The 20,669-nt window shown below is 69.1% G+C and carries 16 protein-coding genes; 6 read left to right on the forward strand and 10 right to left on the reverse strand.

What is annotated here, in order from left to right:
* Positions 1-11: 11 nt before the first annotated feature.
* From murJ to N4S67_RS23095, 3 genes are read right to left on the reverse strand one after another with little or no spacing between them, the layout of a single operon-like run.
* Positions 12-3,869: a murein biosynthesis integral membrane protein MurJ gene (gene murJ / locus N4S67_RS23085; protein WP_260995373.1), complete on the reverse strand. Its 3,858-nt coding sequence runs from the start codon at positions 3,867-3,869 to the stop codon at positions 12-14.
* Positions 3,866-6,247 (reverse strand): DUF6049 family protein, encoded by a 2,382-nt coding sequence (locus tag N4S67_RS23090; protein WP_260995374.1) that lies wholly within the window; start codon positions 6,245-6,247, stop codon positions 3,866-3,868. Before N4S67_RS23090 ends, murJ begins: the two co-directional genes overlap by 4 nt.
* Complete coding sequence (locus N4S67_RS23095) at positions 6,247-7,050, reverse strand: NUDIX hydrolase (RefSeq protein ID WP_260995375.1); 804 nt, start codon at positions 7,048-7,050, stop codon at positions 6,247-6,249. The genes N4S67_RS23090 and N4S67_RS23095 overlap by 1 nt, the downstream gene beginning before the upstream one ends.
* A gap of 85 nt (positions 7,051-7,135) precedes the next feature.
* Here N4S67_RS23095 and N4S67_RS23100 point away from each other — a divergent pair, with 85 nt between their 5' ends.
* A complete protein-coding gene (locus N4S67_RS23100) occupies positions 7,136-8,584 on the forward strand; it encodes a CCA tRNA nucleotidyltransferase (RefSeq protein ID WP_260995376.1) in 1,449 nt (482 codons plus the stop codon).
* Positions 8,585-8,590: 6 nt separating this feature from the next.
* Positions 8,591-9,088, forward strand: a complete 498-nt coding sequence (locus N4S67_RS23105; protein ID WP_260995377.1) for a pullulanase — start codon at positions 8,591-8,593, stop codon at positions 9,086-9,088.
* On the opposite strand, the gene N4S67_RS23110 is transcribed toward N4S67_RS23105, so the two are convergent.
* On the reverse strand, positions 9,085-9,861 hold the full coding sequence (locus N4S67_RS23110) for a TIGR03084 family metal-binding protein (protein ID WP_260995378.1): 777 nt from the start codon (positions 9,859-9,861) through the stop codon (positions 9,085-9,087). The genes N4S67_RS23105 and N4S67_RS23110 overlap by 4 nt on opposite strands.
* 10 nt (positions 9,862-9,871) lie before the next feature.
* A complete protein-coding gene (locus N4S67_RS23115; protein WP_260995379.1) occupies positions 9,872-11,149 on the reverse strand; it encodes an MFS transporter in 1,278 nt (425 codons plus the stop codon).
* 128 nt (positions 11,150-11,277) lie between these two features.
* On the opposite strand from N4S67_RS23115, the gene N4S67_RS23120 reads away from it, so the two are divergent.
* On the forward strand, positions 11,278-11,883 hold the full coding sequence (locus N4S67_RS23120; RefSeq protein WP_260995380.1) for a YqgE/AlgH family protein: 606 nt from the start codon (positions 11,278-11,280) through the stop codon (positions 11,881-11,883).
* 21 nt (positions 11,884-11,904) lie between these two features.
* Here the strand turns inward: N4S67_RS23120 and N4S67_RS23125 are convergent, their stop codons facing one another.
* Both N4S67_RS23125 and N4S67_RS23130 read right to left on the reverse strand, forming a co-directional pair.
* Positions 11,905-12,246, reverse strand: coding sequence for a hypothetical protein (locus N4S67_RS23125; RefSeq protein WP_260995381.1), 342 nt, complete (start codon positions 12,244-12,246; stop codon positions 11,905-11,907).
* Between the two features lie 80 nt (positions 12,247-12,326).
* Positions 12,327-13,283, reverse strand: a complete 957-nt coding sequence (locus N4S67_RS23130) for an LpqN/LpqT family lipoprotein (protein WP_260995382.1) — start codon at positions 13,281-13,283, stop codon at positions 12,327-12,329.
* 189 nt (positions 13,284-13,472) lie between these two features.
* On the opposite strand from N4S67_RS23130, the gene leuS reads away from it, so the two are divergent.
* Positions 13,473-16,340, forward strand: a complete 2,868-nt coding sequence (gene leuS / locus N4S67_RS23135; protein WP_260995383.1) for a leucine--tRNA ligase — start codon at positions 13,473-13,475, stop codon at positions 16,338-16,340.
* Between the two features lie 96 nt (positions 16,341-16,436).
* The gene (locus tag N4S67_RS23140) at positions 16,437-17,318 is read left to right on the forward strand and encodes a type IV toxin-antitoxin system AbiEi family antitoxin domain-containing protein (RefSeq protein ID WP_260995793.1); all 882 of its coding nucleotides are present in this window, start codon (positions 16,437-16,439) and stop codon (positions 17,316-17,318) included.
* Between the two features lie 17 nt (positions 17,319-17,335).
* On the opposite strand, the gene N4S67_RS23145 is transcribed toward N4S67_RS23140, so the two are convergent.
* Positions 17,336-18,001 carry an SDR family oxidoreductase gene (locus N4S67_RS23145; RefSeq protein WP_260995384.1) on the reverse strand — a complete coding sequence of 222 codons (666 nt, stop codon included), beginning with the start codon at positions 17,999-18,001 and terminating at the stop codon, positions 17,336-17,338.
* A gap of 54 nt (positions 18,002-18,055) precedes the next feature.
* Here N4S67_RS23145 and ggh point away from each other — a divergent pair, with 54 nt between their 5' ends.
* The gene (ggh, locus tag N4S67_RS23150; RefSeq protein WP_260995385.1) at positions 18,056-19,396 is read left to right on the forward strand and encodes a glucosylglycerate hydrolase; all 1,341 of its coding nucleotides are present in this window, start codon (positions 18,056-18,058) and stop codon (positions 19,394-19,396) included.
* Here ggh and N4S67_RS23155 read toward each other — a convergent pair whose 3' ends face one another.
* Together N4S67_RS23155 and N4S67_RS23160 are read right to left on the reverse strand one after the other, a co-directional pair.
* A complete protein-coding gene (locus N4S67_RS23155) occupies positions 19,397-19,846 on the reverse strand; it encodes a MarR family winged helix-turn-helix transcriptional regulator (RefSeq protein WP_260995386.1) in 450 nt (149 codons plus the stop codon).
* Positions 19,847-19,903: 57 nt separating this feature from the next.
* On the reverse strand, positions 19,904-20,668 hold the full coding sequence (locus N4S67_RS23160; RefSeq protein ID WP_260995387.1) for an amino acid ABC transporter ATP-binding protein: 765 nt from the start codon (positions 20,666-20,668) through the stop codon (positions 19,904-19,906).
* Between the last annotated feature and the right edge of the window lies 1 nt (position 20,669).

A 20,669-nucleotide genomic window follows, 5' to 3' on the forward strand; every position in this document is an offset into this window, starting at 1 on the left:
GTCCGGGACGGCTAGCCGGACGGCTTGAGCGTGACCTCGGCGATGTCGGAGCGGCTCTCCCCGCTGACCTGGCCCAGCGTCGACACCCAGACCAGCACGTTGGACGTGGGCTGCGCACCCTCCACCTTGATGGTGTTCGGTCCGGGCTGCAGGGTGGTGGGCCCGGTCAGCAGGGTGGTGTCGTCCAGCGTCGAGGGGGTCGGCGTCTGCGCCGACCGGATCTCCACTGCGGTGCCGGTGCTGTTGAGGTTGATGTCGACCTCGCCCAGCGTCGTCGGCTGCGGCAGCTCGAGCATCAGCCCGACGCCGTTCTTGAAGCCGGGGAACGGAACGGGATCGCTGTAGGTGTCGATGGGCCACACCGTCGACACGTTGCCGTCGATCGCGAGCCCCGCCTCCGAGGGCGCATCGGCTTCGCCTTCGGGCGAGAAGACCGTCACGCGAGAAGGTTTGATGGCGTTGCCGCCGGCGCCGCCTGCCTCCTGCGACTCCGTCGGGGCGTTGAGACCGAGTTCGTCACCGCCGAGGCCGTCGCCCACGTCGCCGAAGATCCGGCTGAGCACCGAGGCCAGCACCACCAGCGCGATGATGACGATCGCGGCGCCGACGCTGAGCCCGATCATGAGGCCCTTACGCCGGCGGGCCTGGAACTCCGGATCGTCGTCCGGCCCTGCCCGTACGGGCGATGGCGACTCGGGTCCGGGTTCGTCGACCGGGTTGATCAGTTCGGTGCGGTCGGCAATCGCGGTGGCCTGCTGCAGCAGGTTCAGCAGGGTCGGTGCGCTGCGGATGCCGCCGCCCTCCTGGACCGCGCGGGCCGCGGCGGCCGAGATCTGGAACGGGATGTCGCGGTCGACGGCCCGCGGTTCGATGGGCTGGCCTGCGGCGTCGAGTTCGGCTGACTCCAGCCCGCTGGGCACGCCCGTCTGGTCCAGCGGCCACCGGTTGACCAGCAGCGCGTAGAGCGCCGCGCCGATCCCGCGGATGTCGTCTTCGGGGTTTGCCTCGGGGAGAGTGGCCGGGAACGCCAGCGCCACGTCGCCCTCGATGCTGACCCGCACCCGGCTGGGATGATCGATCGACAGCGCGACACCGGACCGGTGCGCCTGTTCGGCGGCCGCCGCCAGCGATTGGATGGCCCGGGCACCGCCGATCGGCGACGGCGAGGTCTCGGCCACTTCGGCCAGCGAGCCGCCGCGGATCCACTCCGAGACCACCAGGCCGCCGGAGCCGGTGTTCGCGACGTCGAGCACGCGAGCGATGCCGGGCATGTCGATGCGGCTCAGCTTCAGGGTGCGCTTGAGGATGTCCTGCAGCTCTTCGTCGGACAGCGTCGCATCGGGGTCGACGAAGGTAAGCGCCACCTGGCGGTCCAGCGCGGTGTCGAGCGCCTGCCAGAACTGAAGGGTCGGCGGTCCGCCGTGGAACACCAGCAGGCGATATCGCCCGCCGGCGATGGTGGCACCGGGGATGAGGTGAACGTCCTCGTCCGACGTCGCGGCCTCGATGTCGGGTTCGCGCGGGGCGTCGAACGCGAGCGGCTCACGGGTCGGGTCGCCGCCGTAATCGGACGGCGGCCTGCCGGACACCGGGATGCGGGCGGTGCCGTTGGCCTCGACGGGCAGCTCGGTGGTCGCCTCCGGATACTCGGGGGAGTCCCGCAGGCCGTCCCCGGGATACCCGGCGCGCTCGGCTGGGAACTCAGCGGTGGCTTCGGGCTCCGGCACGTCGGGGGTGAACTCGTCGGCGGGCACGTCGGGCCGGAAATCGTCAGGCGACTGCAGGGGGATCTTCGTGGTGGCCGTGCTGTCGGGTCCGGGCGGCGGGGTGCCTGCGGGTTCGTTGGTCACCGCTGGTCCTTTCCCCATCCAGTCCCCGGCAACCCCTGCCGGAGGCCCGCGCCGGACCGCCGCTGGTACGTGACGGCGCGGCGGCGCGAACGAATTCCTCTGCTCAGCGTACGTGAGTGACCTCCCGGGCCGCGGCCGGTCGGGGGGCATATTCGTCGCCGGGGCTACCGTCGGCCGCCCGTCGGGCGTGGGTCCGGCGCCCCGACCCAGGCGTCGCTTCACGGCGCCGAGGGCGGCCTGTGCTTCGGGGACCTTCGCAGCGATCAGCATCCCGGCCACGATCGGCACCATGATCACGCCGAGCACGAGCAGCCGCAGCAGCGATCCGCCGCCGCCCCAGTCGCGGGTCAGCGCGTGGAGCCCCAGCAGGTGGTCGACGACGTGCGCGGTGAGCCCGGCGATCAACGAGGCTGCGATCGTGACCAGGATGGTGCGCACCACCTGCAGACTGAGCAGCCGGCCACCGGGGGGGTTGAGGTTGGCGCGCAGCAGGACGTAACCGACCGTGGCGCCCGCGACGAAGCCCAGGCCGTTGGCCAGGCCCAGATAGCCGGCCACCAGATCGGGGTCGTCGGTCAGATGCGGCGCGGCCACCGAGGCGGCGATCTTGACGATGGTGATGACGGCGATCAACGCGATCGGGGTCCACGGTTGCTCGCGGGCGTAGAACACCCGAAGTTGCAGCAGCACAAGGGCGTACGGAATCAGTGTGAACGCTGACAGCGTGATCGCCATCCCGAGGTAGCCGGCGTCGACGTCGCCGAAGTTGCCGTAGGCGAACAGGGCGCTGCCGATCGCGGGACCGCCGACGGTCATCACCGCCACGATCGGGATCAGCGTCACCATCGTCAACCGCGTGGCCAGTGAGAGGTCGGCCAGCACCGCCGGGGTGTCGTTGGCCGCGGCGTTGCGGCTCAGCCGCGGCATCACCACCGTCAGCACCGTCACGCCGATGATGCCGAACGGCAACTGCAACACCAGCCAGGTGTAGTTGTAGATGGCCGGCCCGGAAGCGGCTGCGTCGCTGGCGATCCGGTTGCCGACGATCAAACCGATCTGGCTGATCAGCACGTAGAGCACCATCGCCGAAGCCATCGTGCCGAACTTCTTGAGCCGATCGTCGATGCCCCACAGCGGCCGCAGGCTGACACGCTCACGCCGGATCGCGACCAGCAGCACCAGCACCTGCGTCGCCGCGCCCAAGGTGAAACCGACCCCGAGCACCAGCAGCTTGGCGTTGCCCATCTCGACGGGGTCGAGCGAGAGTTCGCCCGGCACAATCAGGTACAGGACCAGGGTGACGATGGCGACGATGTTGTTGCACACCGGCGCCCAGGCCGGCGGCCCGAACACGTTGCGGGTGTTCAGGATTGCCATGAACACCGATGACAGCCCGTAGAACAACACCTGCGGGAGCAGCAGGTAGGCGAACGCCGTCGTCAGCTCGCGGTTGACCTCCGGGTCGTCGCCCAGCATGAGGCCGACCAGCAGCGGCGCGGCGACGATCGACAGCGCGGTGGTGATCAGCAGCAGCGTGGTCGCCAGCGTCACGAGCCGACGCACGAACGCCGTTCCGCCGTCGGGATCGTCGCGTTCGGCGCGAGCCAGCACCGGCACGAAGATCGCGGTGAACGTCGCCTCGAGCACCAGCGCCGCGATGAGGTTCGGCAGCTGAAACGCCACCGAGAACGCACTGGACAGCGCCGCGCCCAGGATCGTCGCGAGCAGCACGATGCGCCCGAAGCCGGTGAGCCGGCTGATCAGTGTCGCGAACGCCATTCCCCACGACCGCGACACGACGGCGGCGTCGGACAGTTCGGGCCGACCCGCGCGGCGCCGCGGTGCGGGACCGCGGGAGATCCGTGGCGGGGGCGCTTTTCGGCGCCTCGGCGGGCCGGGGGTGACGGGCCTGCCGCGCGGCGGCACCGGACCGGCTTCGTGGCGGGGCGGGCGCGAGCCGAGGTCGGCTGGTGGCTGCGGTGGCGGTCCCGGTCTGCCGTGGCGCCCTGCTGTGCTCATGTGGGTCCGGGTTTCGTTCCGGGGGTGCCCGCGTCGTCGAAGTGCAGGGCGACGTCCAGTGGATCCGGGCGGTCGAGGTCGGCGGGGTCGGGTTGTCCGCGGAACCGGTGCCACAGCCGGCGGCCCGCGAGCAGCACGAGTACGGCACCGGCCGAGAGCGTGATGAAGAACAGCACCTTGCCGTAGGCGTTCGAATGCACGGAAAGGCGCACGGATTCGCCCAGCGACAAGCCGTTAGCGGTGCGCAACGTGATGTCGACGGCGAACCGCTGGGTGGAGTGGACTTCGACCGGTACCCGCAGTGGCAGGTAGCCCGGCGGCAACTCGATCTCGCCCATGTCGGTGACCGACATCCCCGGCGGGCCGTCGACCTGCAGCCTGACCTTGACCGGCACCGGCAGGTCGTTGCGTAGCGCCAGCGGCAATGGGCTGCGTTCGGTGGCCAGCGTGTACGACCCGCCGGGGTTGACGATGGTGACCGCGTTGAAAATGTCGTCCACCGTGCGGCCAACCGTCGTCAATCGTTGCTGAGCAAGGCCGTTGCGGGCGTCCGCGGGTACGGACTGGCTCAACGCGCGCAGCATGTCCTCGCGAAGCGGCGCGGTGTATTCGGCCCCCGTCAGCCCGGTCTGCGCATCGGTGGTCAGGGCGGCGGTCAGGCCCCACAGGCGACCCGTCACGCCGGCGACTCCGGAGACCACGGCGTCGTCGAACCGGCCGCGCGGATTGCCGAGTTGGTCACCGGGCAACCGAGACTGGCCCGAGGGGACCGCAGCGGCTTCGGCGATCACGGCGGTCAGCGGACGCGGTTGTGCCAGACCGGAATTGATGGTCGTGGCCACCGCCGTGAGGATCGCCCGCGCATCGTCGGCGGTGACACTCCACGACAGGGGCGGCATCACGATCTGGGTGCGTGGTTCGGTGCCGGGCTCCAGGCCGCGCCACAGCATGGCACCGAGCGCGTCCTGTCGCCGCGCGACGGCCGAATCGTGTTTGAGCGGCACGTCGAGTGCCGGATCGAGATACGAGGGTGCCATCGGCTCGGTGCCCAAGCCGGCCAGCGCGGCGCCGACGGTCGGGTCGAACGGTGCCGCGACCAGTTCCGGCGTGTAGCGCACCGGACGCACGTCGGGGGTGCCCGGCTCGTTGCTGTCGCTGGTGGTCTCGGACCTGTCGGCGAGGTCGGCCGCCGAGATCGCGACCGTCCGCCCCTGCGTGGCCAGCAGCTCAGCGGCCCCGCCGGTCAGCGGTCCGTCGCCGACGAGGGTGGCGCCGCGCACCGACGCGATGCCGAGAATCTGGTCGACGACACCTCCTGCGCCGTTGGTGGCGATCGCGGACAGACCGCGGTCGCCGACCCGGTGTAATGCGTCGAGGTCGGCCTGCGCGTAGACCGTCGGCGTCACGCACAGCTGTTTCGCCAGCGCCTTGAGCCTGTTGAGCCAAGCCAGCGCCGCGTCCTTCCCGGCGCCGGGATGCGTCGGCGTGCCCGCCCCGGCGTCGGGTCCGTCGTTGACGACGTAGCCGCCGGTCATCGCGTTGACGGTGACGAGCAGGTCCGGGTCGACGGCCAGGCACGTCGCGTCGCGCAGCGCTCCGTCGGGGTCGACCTGCGGGCTGGTCGCGAACTCTACGGCCGAGAGCAGGGTGTCGAGTCGGCCGCCCGCGGCCAGCGAGGTGGCCAGATCGTCGTCGATCAACCGGACGGGCGTGGTGCCGCCGGCCGCACCCGCGGCCAGACGCGGGCGGTCGGCGAGCGGCCACAGCATGGTCAGCCGGACGGGGCGGGAGGTGTCGGGCGGCACCACCTCGGTCAGCGCGTCGGCCGTGTCGTCCGACGGATCGGGTGGAACGCCGGTCACCGGCAGCAGGAAGCGCGCGTCGTCGAGTCGGGCCGGCGCCCCGTAGTCGGGGGTGCCGTTGACGTTGACCATCACCGGGTACACCCCGGGCTCCTCGATGCCCAGAGACGGCTGCTCGGCGGACCGCAGCGGATAAGCAAGTGTGAACGGAACGGCTTGTCCCCGAGGCAATTCCGGGGCCAGGGTGATGAAGTTCGCAACCGGCTCGTACTGGTCGACGTCGCCGGTGAGGTTGGTGCGCAGGCCTTCCGAGGAGGTGACTGCCGCGGCGTCCTCGAGCCGGACCACGACGTCGCGCACCGGCCGGTCGCCGACATTGAGCACCACCCCGGTGACCGTGACGACCGGTTCGCTGGTGGTGGTGACGATCTCGGGCGTGACTCGGTCGATACGCACCTGCAGGAAGGGGACGGACCCCGGTTCGCCCGCCGCGGCGTGCGGCCCGGTCATCTGTGCGGCGGTCAACAGCAGCAGCGCGATGGCAGCCAACAGCCGCGCCCGCACCGCCGGACGCATCACGGACCTTGTCCGCAGCCGTTCGTCCGCCGGCCGGGCTCCATCTTCCCCCGGTCGCTCCGCTCCACCCCCAGGGACGGTTGCGGGGCGTCGTCAGGACGACGGCGGGTGTGCGAATGCGTCTGGGGCCGCCGTCGCGGCGAGGTCCGGGGCAGAGGCGGCAGCGACGCGGGGCCGTCGGTGTGCAGCTTGTCGATCAGTTCATCGGCCACCTCGGCGAGGCGACGTTCGTCGGCGTAGGCCAGGCGGGACGGCAGTTCCTTGAGCGGAACCCAGGCGACCTCGGTGACCTCGACGTCCTCATCGGACAGCTCACCACCTAAGAAGCGCATCAGGTAATGGTGCACCGTCTTGTGCACGCGGCGCCCCTCGGTGACGAACCAGTAGTCGATGCTGCCGAGCGCGGCCAGCACGTCGCCGCGGATACCGGTTTCCTCCGCGACCTCACGGATCGCGGTCTGCTCTGCGGTCTCGCCCAGTTCGATGTGGCCCTTCGGCAGCGACCACAGCATGCGACCACGCCGGTCGGTGCGCCCGATCAGCGCCGCGACCTGACCGTCCTTCGGCCCGTCGATACCGTCGATGACCAGCCCGCCCGCCGAGGTCTCGTGGACTGTGCGCAACCGGTCCTGCGGACGGCGCGGACGGGTCTTCTGCGGCTTGCTCGCAGCGTCGGACGAGTCCTTCTTGATCTGAATCGCGCCGTTGTGGTGCTCCAACGCCGCTTCGGGTGGACCGGCAGCGCGGCGACCGCGACGACGCCCGCGGCGCCGTCGTGGTTTGGCCTTTTCGCCGTCCGACACCCAAGCGATAGTAGCTGCCACGAAGATTCGTTCCCGCCACACTCACCGGTCGTGACTGAGCCGTTGCCGATTAGGCTGTCCGAACGTGGCCGAATCAGCAGCTGATGCCGAACTGCTCGCCGCCGCGGCGGTTGCGTTGAACCGCAACGGCGAGGTGTTGCGCGATGTCGGCGCCGTGTTCGCTGATGCGGGCCATGAGCTGTATCTCGTCGGCGGCAGTGTCCGCGACGTGCTGCTCGGCCGGCCCCTCACCGATTTGGACTTCACCACCGACGCCCGGCCCGAACAGATGCAGAAGATTCTTCGCGGCTGGGCCGACGCGCTGTGGGACACCGGCATCGACTTCGGCACGCTGGGCGTCGGCAAGGGCGACTACCGGCTCGAGATCACGACCTTCCGCGCCGACACCTACGACCAGGTGTCGCGCAACCCCGAGGTGCGTTTCGGCGACAACCTGCACGACGACCTGGTGCGTCGCGACTTCACCGCCAACGCGATGGCGATCCGCATCACCGGCGACGGGCCGGGCGAATTCCACGACCCCCTGGGCGGTTTGGCGGCGCTGCGGGCCAGGATGCTCGACACCCCGTCGGCGCCTCAGGTGTCGTTCGGCGACGATCCGCTGCGCATGCTGCGGGCGGCGCGCTTCGTCTCGCAGCTGCAGTTCGGTGTCGCGCCGCGGGTGCTCGAGGCGCTGTTGGAGATGGCGCAGCAGCTCGACCGCATCACCGTCGAGCGCGTCGCCGCTGAGCTCGACAAGCTGCTGCTGGGCGCCGATCCGGTCGCCGGCATCGACCTGATGGTGCAGACCGGCCTCGGCGAGGTCGTGCTGCCCGAAGTGGGCGCGATGCGGATGGCCATCGACGAACACCACCAACACAAGGACGTGTACTGGCATTCGCTGACGGTGCTCAAGCAGGCGATCGACCTGGAGGACGACGGGCCCGATCTGGTGCTGCGCTGGGCGGCGCTGCTGCACGACATCGGCAAGCCGGCCACGCGCAAGCACGAATCCGACGGCGGGGTGAGCTTTCACCACCACGAGGTGGTCGGCGCGAAGATGACCCGCAAGCGGATGCGGGCGTTGAAGTACTCCAAGCAGATGGTCGACGACGTGTCGCAACTGGTCTACCTGCATCTGCGGTTCCACGGCTACGGGGACGGGCGCTGGACCGACTCGGCGGTGCGCCGCTATGTGACCGACGCCGGGCCGTTGCTGCCGCAGTTGCACAAGCTCGTGCGCGCGGACTGCACGACACGCAACAAGCGGCGGGCGGCGCGTCTGCAAGCCAACTACGACGACCTCGAACGACGCATTGCGGAGCTGGCGGAGAAGGAGGATCTGGCGCGGGTTCGGCCGGATCTGGACGGCAACGAGATCATGCGGATCCTGTCCATCCCGGCCGGGCCCGAGGTGGGGCAGGCGTGGCGGTTCCTCAAGGAACTGCGGCTCGATCGCGGGCCGATGGATCACGACGAGGCGGTCGGGGAACTGCTGAAGTGGTGGAACTCACGGGAGCGCCCCGGCGTCTGAACCGTCATGGAGTACTGCCTCGGAGACGGTGACGGGTCGGCAACCATGTGGTCCGCCCCGGCGGACGTCGACCTCGACGGTGACGGCGCGTTCGAAGCGGTGGGGTTGGACTTCGACGGCGACGGCCTGCTCGACGACGCGATGGCCGATCTCGACGGCGACGGGGCGGCCGACCAATTGGTCCGCGACTTCGTTCCCGATGCCGCCGAGGCGACCTACTTCTCCGACGACGGCACCGGCACCTGGGCGGTCAGCGTCGACCGCGGCGGGCAGACGCGGTGGTTCGGGCTCGACGGTGTGGAACACACCGGGGGACCGGTGGTCGACGTCGACGGCGACGGACACGCCGTCGAGAGGCTGATCGATGTCGACGGCGACGGGTTGGCCGATCGGGCCATGGGCGAGGGGCAGGCGTTCGTCGACACCGACGGCGACGGGACGTGGGACGTCAGGCTCTCCGACAGCGACGGCGACGGCAGGGCCGAGTCGGCGACAGCGCTCTAATCGCGGCCGGGCCCCGGCGGGCCCGCGAACGCCTGCGCGATGGTCAGCCACTTCTCGGCATCGGCGCCGTCGGCGTGCACGTCCAGCGATGCTCGCGGCCTGCGCTGGGTGACGAGCTGGCAGAAGTCCTCCGCCGAGCCGACAACCCGCTGCGTGGCGTCCTCGGGTCCCCACGACCACATCGATCCGTCGGGTGCCTGCAATTCGACGCGGAACGGCTCGGCCGGTGGTGTCAGCCCGTTGATCGCGAACGCGAAGTCGCGGGTGCGCACACCGATGTGCGCGATCGAACGCAGCCGTTCGGTCGCCGGCCGGGTGACGTTCAGCGCGTCGGCGACGTCGAGCCCGTGCGCCCAGGTCTCCATCAGCCGCGCGGTGGCCATCGACGAGGCGCTCATCGGCGGACCGAACCACGGCAGTTTGCGGCCGTCGGCGACCCGCAGCAGCTCGTCGTGCAGGCGCGCCCTGGTCGCACGCCAGTCCGCGAGAAGCGCATCGGGCGGCATCGCGGCGATCTCCTCGGCACCTGCGTCGACGAGACCCGACGGATCCTTGGCGGCGATCTCGAGCAGCTTCGCGAAGCCGGCCTCGTCGGTGACGGCCGTCAGCGCGACGCGGTCGGTCCACAGCAGGTGGGCGATCTGATGGGCGATCGTCCACCTCGGCGCAGGTGTCGGCTGCGCCCATTGCGCGGGGTCAAGGTCGGCGACCAGTGCGTCGAGTTCGTCGCTCTCGGCGCGAAGGTCGGCCACCATCGGGTCTGCTGCGGCCATGCCGGTCACCCTAGCGGGGTCGGGGTCGCCCGATCGCGGCGTGCAAGGCAAGTCCAGCGAGGTACACCGCGACGCCGGCGAGGGCCAGCAGCGGCTGACGGCCGTCGGCCGGGATGAATGCGGCGCACACCGCCATGGCGAAGACGTAGGACATCCAGAACAGCGAGTCCTGAACCGTGAACACGTGCCCGCGCAGCGCGTCGTCGACGTCGATCTGCATCGCGGTGTCGGCGCACAGCTTCACCACCTGTCCGGCGGCGCCGAGCAGGAAGCCGCACGCGACCATCAGCGGGACGTACAGGAACGAGCCGCACAGCTGGACGACCGCGGCGAAGGCCAGCGCGCCGTTCGCCGCGCCGTACCGACCCCACCGACGCACCACCGCGGGCGTCGCAATCGTGGCGAGGAAGGACCCGATTCCACCCGCGGCGAGAAACATCACCGAGGTAGCCAGACCCGCGACGACGTGAGTGTCGGTGTGCCGCACCATCACCAACACCAACAGCGAGTTGATGCCGAACACCATCCGGTGCGCGGCCAGACCGGACAGCGTCGCGGCGACGGTCGGCACGGCCGAGACGGTGCGGATGCCGTGCGCCCAGCCGGTGGCGACCGCGTAGACGACCGAGCCGTGGATCGACCGCTTGCTCTCGTGCGGGCCGAGCACGTCGGGCGGGAACCGCACCGACAGCAGCAGCGCCAGCGCCACGGGAACCGCGACGAAGAAGATGACCGTCGACGCGCCGGTGTCGTCGTCCCCGAACAGCGAGCGGGGCACCAGCATGAAGATCGCACCGAGGAAGGCCGCGGCAGCACCGGTGGCGGTGGCCACCGAGTTCATCGCCACCACCTGCTCGCGCGGCACCACGTCCGGCAGCGCCGCCGACAGGCCGGAGGAGACGAATCGGGTGAAGCCGTTCACTATCAACGCGCCCAACAGGATTGAGACGTCGTGCGCACTGGCGGCAAGCATGGCCCCGACGCAGAGCACGAGCAGCAGCCGGGCCACGTTGGCGCCGATGAGGACCAGCCGCCGGTCCCACCTGTCCAGCAGCGCGCCGGCGAACGGTCCCAGCAGTGAGTACGGCAGATAGGTCACGGCGAAGGAGCCGGCGATCGCCCACGGCCCGGCGGCGCGCTCGGAACTGAACAGGATCGCGCCCGCCAGTCCCGCGGCGAACAGGCCGTCGCCGAACTGGCTGACGGCTCGCAATTCGAGCAGCCGCCAGAACTCGGGCAGAGCGCGCACAGAGCGCCATACGGCGATGGGCGCACGACCGTCGGCCACTTGGTGATCACGTCCTGATTCGCGGGATCGGCAACCCGACCCACAGTACAAAGACCGCGCAACACAAATATCCCGGCGGGCCGCACCTGTTCGCGACGATGACCCGTTGCTGGTGCCATGATGGAGAGGTGGCGCAGTCAGAGGATCCGGAGGACTTCGTCGCTCCTACCACGCCCCGCGTGCGGGCGGGAACGCTGCTGCTCGCGAACACCGACCTGCTGGAGCCGACGTTTCGGCGCAGCGTCATCTACGTCGTCGAGCACAACGACGGCGGCACGCTGGGCGTGGTGCTGAACCGGCCGAGCGAGACCGCCGTCTACAACGTCCTGCCGCAGTGGGCGAAACTGGCCACCAAGCCCAAGACGATGTTCATCGGTGGACCCGTCAAGCGCGACGCCGCGCTGTGTCTGGCCACTCTGCGAGCCGGCATGGAGGCGAGCGGCATCCCCGGCCTGCGCCACGTGCAGGGGCGGATGGTGATGGTGGATCTCGACGCCGATCCCGATGACCTGGCGCCGCTGCTCGAAGGAGTGCGGATATACGCCGGGTACTCGGGCTGGACCATCGGCCAGCTCGACGGTGAGATCGAACGGGACGACTGGATCGTGTCGTCGGCGATGCCATCCGACGTTCTCGTCGAGCCGCGCGTCGACCTGTGGGCGCGGGTACTGCGTCGTCAGCCGTTGCCGACGTCGCTGTTGGCCACGCATCCGATCGACATCAGCAGGAACTGATTCAGCTGCGCGACAACGCGTTCAGCTGCAGGACAGCGTGCACGTCGCGCACGCTTCACCGCAGCCGTCCGTGGTCGCCTCCTTGCGGGCCGCCAGTTTGGCGCTCTGCCAGCAGCCTGCCGCCACGGTGCCGACGGCGCCGAGCACGCAGACGACCAACACCACGAGTGCGGTAGCGGGGCGGGCGGCCAGCGCGGCCACGCCGCCGGCGGCGAGCATCACCGCCGCGGCAAGCTGGGTCGGCGCCACCGCGCGCAGGACCTCGCGGACGGGATCACCGGCGAGCGGACGGCGAAGCAGCCACATGCCCATGGCGGCGGTGAGGACGGCTGCGCACAGGCACAGCACCGCGGCGATCAGCATGGCCACACAATACGAGGCCCGCAGGCGTCAGGTCGGGTTGGGCGTCCCCCGGGCGCCAGGCTTCGCCCGGGGGACGACGCTCAACCCGGCAGGCCGACCGGCTGAGTGAGGCCCGGCGCGGCGGCCCGAGCCGCAGGTGCCGGGGCCGCGGGCGGCGGCGCCGCGGGCCGCGGTGCTGCCGCACCCGGAGCGCTCACCTTGAAGCCGGTGATGATTGCGTTGGTCGCGTCGGCGGCCGCGACGACCTGATCGACGCTCGTGGTGACCGAGAGCGAGACGAGGTAGCGGTCGGGTCCGGAGGTGGCGATGACGTGGCGCCGTGAGGTGTTCAGTGTCAGTGAGTTCTCGCGGTAAGTGCCCTCGATCACCGACGACGGCATGCCGCCGTATTCGCTTATCGAGCCGACGGTCGCGCGCCATGCCGGCAACTGCTGAGCGTCGACGAAGCCGTGGCTGATGGCCTCCTTCGGATCGAACTCGCCGATCAGCTTGTAGACCACCACTTGCGCGTTGGAGGAGTAGAGGCCGTTGCCGCCGACACGGTCGGCAATCACTGCGAACGCGTCGGGCACGTTCGGGTCGGGTATGTGGGCCCAGCCGCGCGGCATCGGCAGGACGATGGTGAGCGCCTTGAAATCCTTGCTGGCCTGCGGCTCGAGCGTGACGTTGCGCTCCTTGAAGTAGTCGAACAACGTCCCCGAGGCGGCCGGCTGGATCGTCGGCACAACGGGCGCGGCGACGGGTGCGGCGTTGAGCCCCGGATTCGCGACCGCGCCGGGAGTGGCGGCTAGGCCGGGGGAGGCGGCGAGGCCGGGGGCGGCAGCTGTGGCCGCCGCCACATTCGGCTGCACGAGCGACTGCGGCGTTGCGGCGGGAGCGACGACGACTGTCTGGGTCACCGTGGCCGGCGCGGGCTGCGGGGGTTGCGGGAAGACGGGCTGAGCGGACGCGGTGGGTCCCGCGAAGCCGAGGATGCCGGCGGTCCCGGCGGCCACTCCTGCAACCAGAACGCCCAAGCGGCGGGTGATCTCGATCATCGACGTCGGTCCTTCCCAACATTGCGGGGTTCGTCACACCCCTGGTCAGGCGCTGACTGTATCCACGGCGATCGGCCGCAGGACAGGGCCGGAACCGACCTGGGACCAACCCCTGACCGGGAGGTGACGCAACCGAGACCAACCCGTGGCCTGGAAAAACCACGATCGGGGGGCTTATACGCTGTTCACGTGACAGAACCGCCGATCGCCGAGTCCCGCACCGAGGACGCGGACACCCCGCAGCACCGGTACACCGCGGTGCTCGCTGGGCAGATCGAGGGCGACTGGCAGCAGCGGTGGGCCGAGGACGGGACGTTCAACGTCACGAACCCGGTCGGCTCGCTGGCGCCGACCGACGGTTCGGGTGTGCCCGCCGACAAGATGTTCGTCCAAGACATGTTCCCCTACCCGTCGGGCGAGGGCCTGCACGTCGGGCACCCGTTGGGCTACATCGCGACCGACGTCTACGCCAGGTACTACCGGATGACGGGCCGCAATGTGTTGCACGCGTTGGGCTTCGATGCGTTCGGCCTGCCCGCCGAGCAGTACGCGATTCAGACGGGTACGCATCCGCGGACCCGCACCGAGGCCAACATCGTCAACTTCCGCCGCCAGCTGAGCAGGTTGGGGTTCGGCCACGACTCCCGGCGCAGCTTCTCCACCACCGACGTCGACTACTACAAGTGGACGCAGTGGATCTTCCTGCAGATCTACAACGCGTGGTTCGACCCGACGGTGCAGAAAGCCAGGCCGATCGCCGAGTTGGTGGCCGAATTCGATTCGGGGACACGGTGGTTGGACGACGGCCGGTCCTGGTCGACGCTGTCGGCAGACGAGCGCGCCGACGTGATCGACGGGTACCGCCTGGTGTACCGCGCGGACTCGCTGGTGAACTGGTGTCCCGGATTGGGCACTGTGCTGGCCAACGAGGAGGTCACCACCGACGGCCGCAGCGAGCGCGGCAATTTCCCGGTGTTCCGGAAACGGTTGCGACAGTGGATGATGCGCATCACCGCGTACTCGGACCGCCTGCTCGACGACCTTGACCTGCTGGACTGGCCGGACAAGGTCAAGACCATGCAGCGCAACTGGATCGGCCGGTCGACGGGCGCATCCGTGCTTTTCGGCACCGACGCGGGCGATCTCGAGGTGTTCACCACCCGCCCCGACACGTTGTTCGGCGCGACGTACATGGTGCTGGCGCCGGAGCACTCGTTGGTCGACAGATTGACCGCCGCCCAGTGGCCGGCCGGCGTCGACGCCCGTTGGACGAACGGCGGGCAGACACCCCGGGAGGCGGTCGCCGCTTACCGCGCGACGATCGCGGCCAAATCCGACTTGGAGCGCCAGGAGAACAAGACCAAGACCGGGGTGTTCATCGGCGCGTACGCCACGAATCCGGCCAACGGTCAACAGATCCCGATCTTCATCGCCGACTACGTGCTGGTCGGTTACGGCACGGGCGCCATCATGGCCGTCCCGGGCGGCGATCAGCGGGACTGGGATTTCGCGCAGGAGTTCGGACTGCCCATCGTGGAAACCGTTGCCGGCGGCGATATCTCCGAAGGCGCTTACAGCGGCGACGGTGAGGTGGTCAATTCCGACTACCTCAACGGGTTGTCCGTCGCGGCGGCCAAAGAGGCGATCACCCGTCGGTTGGAGGCCGACGGCCGAGGAAAAGCGCGCGTCGAGTACAAGCTGCGCGATTGGTTGTTCGCCCGCCAGAGATACTGGGGCGAGCCATTTCCCATCGTCTACGACGCCGACGGGCGCGCGTACCCGTTGCCCGAGTCGTCGCTGCCTGTCGAGCTGCCCGACATCCCGGACTACTCACCGGTGCTGTTCGACCCCGACGACGCCGACAGCGAACCGTCGCCGCCGCTGGGCAAGGCGACCGACTGGGTGAACGTCGAACTGGATCTCGGCGACGGGTTCAAGCCCTACACCCGCGACACCAACGTGATGCCGCAGTGGGCGGGCAGTTCCTGGTACGAGCTGCGATACACCGACCCGTACAACAAAGAACGGTTGTGCGACAAGGAGAACGAGGCCTACTGGATGGGGCCGCGGCCGGCCGAGCACGGCGCGAACGACCCCGGTGGCGTCGACCTCTACGTCGGCGGTGTCGAGCACGCGGTGCTGCACCTGCTGTACGCGAGGTTCTGGCACAAAGTGCTCTACGACCTGGGCCATGTGAGTTCACGCGAGCCGTACCGGCGGCTGGTGAACCAGGGTTACATCCAGGCGTTCGCCTACACCGACGCACGCGGCGCGTACGTGCCTGCGGCCGAAGTCGTCGAGCGGGACGGAAAGTTCTTCTGGCCCGGACCCGATGGCGAGATCGAGGTGAACCAGGAGTTCGGCAAGATCGGCAAAAGCCTGAAGAACTCGGTGTCGCCGGACGAGATCTGCGACAACTACGGCGCCGACACCCTTCGGGTGTACGAGATGTCGATGGGTCCGCTCGAGGCGTCGCGGCCGTGGGCGACCAAGGACGTCGTGGGCGCGCATCGGTTCCTGCAGCGGGTGTGGCGGCTGGTGGTCGACGAGGCGACGGGGACCGAGCGCGCTGCCGAGCATGAGGCGGTCGACGACGCCACGCTGAAGCTGCTGCACAAGACGATCGCCGGAGTGTCGGAAGACTATGCGGCGCTGCGCAATAACACCGCGGCGGCCAAACTGATCGAGTACACCAACCATCTGACCAAGCAGGGTGTGCGGTCGCGGGCAGCGCTGGAACCGCTGGTGCTGATGGTCGCGCCGTTGGCGCCGCACCTGGCCGAGGAGCTGTGGAAGCGGCTGGGTCATGACACCTCGCTCGCGCACGGCCCGTTCCCGGTGGCCGACCCGCAGTATCTCGTCGAGGACACCGTCGAGTTCCCGGTTCAAGTCAACGGCAAGGTCCGCAGCAAGATCGTCGTGGCCGCCGATGCCGACGCCGACACGCTGGAAGCCGCGGCGCTGGCCGACGAGAAGGTGCTGGCGTTCCTCGGGGGTGCCACGCCGAAGAAGGTGATCGTGGTGCCCGGCCGACTGGTCAACATCGTCGCCAAGTAACAGCGATTTCGGTGCGCAAACAGTCGCTCAGCGATCGTTGGCGCACCGAAATCGCAGGCAGTGGAACGCAAACGTGCAGCGCGCCGTCCTATGGGAGTGCTCGATGACCTCCTTAGGCAGCAGGACGGCGTCCTGACGCTCGAACAAGCGCGGCGCGCCGGACTCAGTCTCCAGGCGGTTCAGCGGCGACTTCGATCCGGACACTGGCTGCGGTGCGCTCGCGGCGTGTACTTCGTCAACGACCGCGTGTTCACCGACGCCGCCCGTATCCGGAGCGCGGTCTGGGGGTACGGGGAGCGCGCCGTCGCGAGTGGCATGGCCGCCGCGTTCTGGCATGACCTCACGCAGTTCGCGCCCGACGTCGTCGACGTCACCATGCCAAGAACCGGCCATGGCCGCCGTCACGCCGAAACCCGCCTGCGGCGAAGGGATTTGGACCCGGCAGATGTCAGGATCCTGCGGGGCGTTCGGGTCACGGCACCGGCGCTCACCATCCTCGAGGCTGCGATCACGCGACCTGGCGGCGCCAAGCTGATGGACCGGCCGCTACAGCGCAACATCGAACTGCGCGAGCTCTGGCGTGCTCAACTGCGAAACAGAGGCCGCTATGGATCGCCTGCGGCTCGTCTTCTGCTGCAAGCGGCTGCCGACAACGCGCGGTCGGTCGCAGAGCGGCTGCTGGTGAAGCTTCTGCGTGCGGCGGGGATCACGGGCTGGAAGGCGAACCACCCGGTCGCCGGCTACCACGTCGACGTCGGATTTCCCGAAGTCAAGATCGCCATCGAGACGGACGGCTGGGCGTTTCACTCCGACGCGGACGCTTTTCAGATCGACCGTAAACGGCAGAATGCGATCGCTCTGTCCGGCTGGCAGGTTCTGCGGTTCACCTGGCTCGACCTGACGGAGTATCCAGAACGCGTGATCGCCGAGATCCGCCGGGCGATTTCGGTGCGCGAACAGTCGGTCAGCGATCGTTAGCGCGCCGAAATCACCTGCTAGCGGGGGCGGACGACGACCTCGCGGATGTGGGCGTCCGGCGGGGCATGCACCGCATCGGCGATCACCTGCGCGACAGTCTCGGGACTCAAGAACTGCGACGGGTCGTATTCGCGTTCCTCGTAGGCGACGAGTTCCTCCTGCATCTCGGTGGCGATGCGCCCCGGGTGCACAGACGTCACCCGCAGCGAGCTCTCGTCGTTGCGCAGCGAGTCCGCGAACGCTCTCAGCGCGAACTTGCTCGACGCGTACGACGCCAGGCCCGGCGAGACGTTGATCCCCGATCCGGAGTTGACGAACACGACGTGTCCACGCGCGGCCCGCAGCGCTGGCAGCAGGGCCAGCGTAAGCGCAACGGGGCCAACCACATTCACCGCCATCGTGGATCGCCACTCATCGACTGTCGACTCGGCGACCCGGCCCGGGTACGCCACGCCCGCGTTGTGAACCAAGACGTCGAGCTGGTCGATGGGTTCGACGACCGTGGGTATCGCGTCGAAATCCGCTAGATCCATCGGCCACGTCGTCGCCCCGAACTCCGCAGCAATCGCGTCTAGATCCGGTGACGGACGGCCGGCCAGGAACAGAGTGTGAGTCGGCGCCAACGCCCGAGCGACCGCCGCGCCGACACCTCGCGAGGCGCCCGTGATCATCGCCGTCGGCATGCGGGCCACCCTACCGACCTGCGCCGAGCCCGCCGACGCCGCATGATGGAACCGATGCCACCCGACCACAGCTTCGCTCCGACCCAGCTCGCGGCCCGCGCCGCGTACTTACTGCGCGGCAACGACCTGGGCGTGATGACCACCGCGGCGCCGTTGCTGTACCCGCACATGTGGAGCTGGGATGCGGCGTTCGTGTCGATCGGGCTCGCGCCGCTGAGCGTGGAGCGGGCCGTCGTCGAACTCGACACGCTGCTGTCGGCACAGTGGACCAACGGGATGATCCCGCACATCGTCTTCGCCAACGGCGTGGACGGGTACTTTCCTGGTCCCGCCCGGTGGGCCACCTCCGCACTGGCCGCGCACGCGCCGCGCAACCGGCACACCTCGGGCATCACGCAGCCGCCGGTGCATGCGATCGCGGTGCAGCGCATCCTCGATCACGCCAAGACCCGCGGCCGGTCCACCCGCGCGGTCGCCGAAGCGTTCCTCGACCGACGCTGGGACGACCTGGTCCGATGGCACCGCTGGCTCGCCGAGAGCCGCGACCAGAAGCAGCGTGGCCGCATCACGCTCTATCACGGCTGGGAGTCCGGGATGGACAACTCGCCGCGCTGGGACAGCGCGTACGCCAACGTGATTCCGGGCGAGGTGCCGGAGTACCAGCGAGCCGACAACGCCATCATCACCGACACCAGCCAGCGGCCGTCCGACGGCGAGTACGACCGCTACCTCTGGCTGCTCGAGGAGATGAAGCAGGTGCGTTACGACGACAGCCTGCTCCCGAATCAGATGAGTTTCGCCGTCGAGGACGTCTTCGTCTCGGCCATCTTCGCGGTCGCCTGCGACGTGCTGGCCGAGATCGGTGAGGACTACCGGCGCCCCAACGCCGACGTCAAAGACCTCTACGCGTGGGCCGAACGGTTCCGCGCGGGCGTCGTCGAGACCACGGACGGAAGAACGGGCGCGGCAAGGGATTTCGATGTCCGCGCGGGCAAATGGGTGGCCACCGAGACGGTCGCGCAGTTCGCCCCGCTGATGTGCGGCGGACTACCGCACGACAAGGAGCGGGCACTGGTCAAGTTGCTGGAGGGTCCCCGGTTCTGCGGACATCCCGATCTGAAGTACGCCTGCATCCCGTCGACGTCACCGGTGTCGCGGGACTTCCGTCCGCGTGAGTACTGGCGCGGTCCGGTTTGGCCGGTGGTGACGTGGCTGTTCTCGTGGTGCTTTGCTCGGCGCGGTTGGGCAGAACGGTCCAAGTTGCTGCGCCTCGAGGGTCTGCGCCAAGCCAGCGACGGCAGCTTCGCCGAATATTACGAGCCGTTCACCGGCGAAGCGCTCGGCAGCATGCAGCAGTCGTGGACCGCCGCCGCGGTGCTCGACTGGCTGGGCTGACTATTCGGCGATGCGTTCCAGCGGAACGAGCGCCTTGGCCAGCGTCTCGAGATCTTCAGGACCGAGCTTGGACAGCAGCGTCGCCAGGTGTGCGCGCCGCAATTCCAGCGCTTCCTGGTGCTGGGCCAGGCCTTCCGGGGTGATGTTGACGAGCACTGCGCGCAGGTCCGACGGGTCGCGGGAGCGTTTGACCAGGCCGAGCTTCTCCAGCCGGCGAATCGCCACCGTGGTGGTCGGGGTGCGGACGCGCTCATGGGCTGCCAGCTCGGTCATGCGCATCGGCCCCGCCTCGAGCAAAGTGAGCAGAATCGACAGCTGGGCGAGCGTCAGATCACCGGTCGTGGAGTCGCCGCGATTCGGGTCGCTGCGTCGAAGCACCGAAAAAACCCGCGAGAGCACCCTCTGCAGCTCCCCGGCCAGGTCTGTGACCTGCGGCTCAACCTCGACCATAATGCAGGCAGTCTAACCTGTCGGACCCTGACACGATGGATGACGAGCACGTAAATGTCAGAGAACTTGCGAAAGGAAACGCTGCAACCGCTCGGTCGACGCCGACTCGAACAGTTTGTCCGGTGGGCCCGATTCGACGACCTGTCCGTGATCCATGAAAAACACCTCGTCGGCCGTCGACCTGGCGAACCCCATCTCGTGGGTCACCACCACCATCGTCATCCCGTCCGCACCGAGGTCGGCGATCAGCGCCAGGATGCCCTTGACCAATTCCGGGTCCAGCGCCGAGGTCGCCTCGTCGAAGAACATCACCTGCGGTGCCATCGCCAGTGCGCGCGCGATCGCCACTCGTTGCTGTTGACCTCCCGACAAAGTGGTGGGCCGCACGTCGGCCTTGTGCCGCAGGCCGACGCGGTCCAGTTGCGCCAGCCCCAGTTCGCGGGCCGCGTCGGCACTCAGGCCCTTGAGCCTGCGCGGCGCCAGCGTCACGTTGTCGAGCACGCTGCGGTGGGGGAACAGATTGAAACTCTGAAACACCATGCCGATTCGCTGGCGCAACTGATCGGGGTTGTCCTTGAGCACCGACCGTCCGTCGAGCAGGATGTCGCCGCGATCGGGCTCATAGAGCCGGTTGAGCGTCCGCAGCAGCGTCGACTTGCCGGAACCCGACGGGCCGATCACCGCCGCTGTGCTGCCCGCAGGCACGTCGATGTCCACTCCGCGCAGCACTGCGTTCGGCCCGAACGCCAAATGAATGTCGCTGGCGCTCAACGAAACCGGCTGAAAGTGGTGTTTCAGGGGAGCGCTCTTCTCAGCCGCCATC

This window comes from Mycobacterium deserti, from assembly GCF_025345615.1.
GTDB lineage: Bacteria > Actinomycetota > Actinomycetes > Mycobacteriales > Mycobacteriaceae > Mycobacterium > Mycobacterium deserti.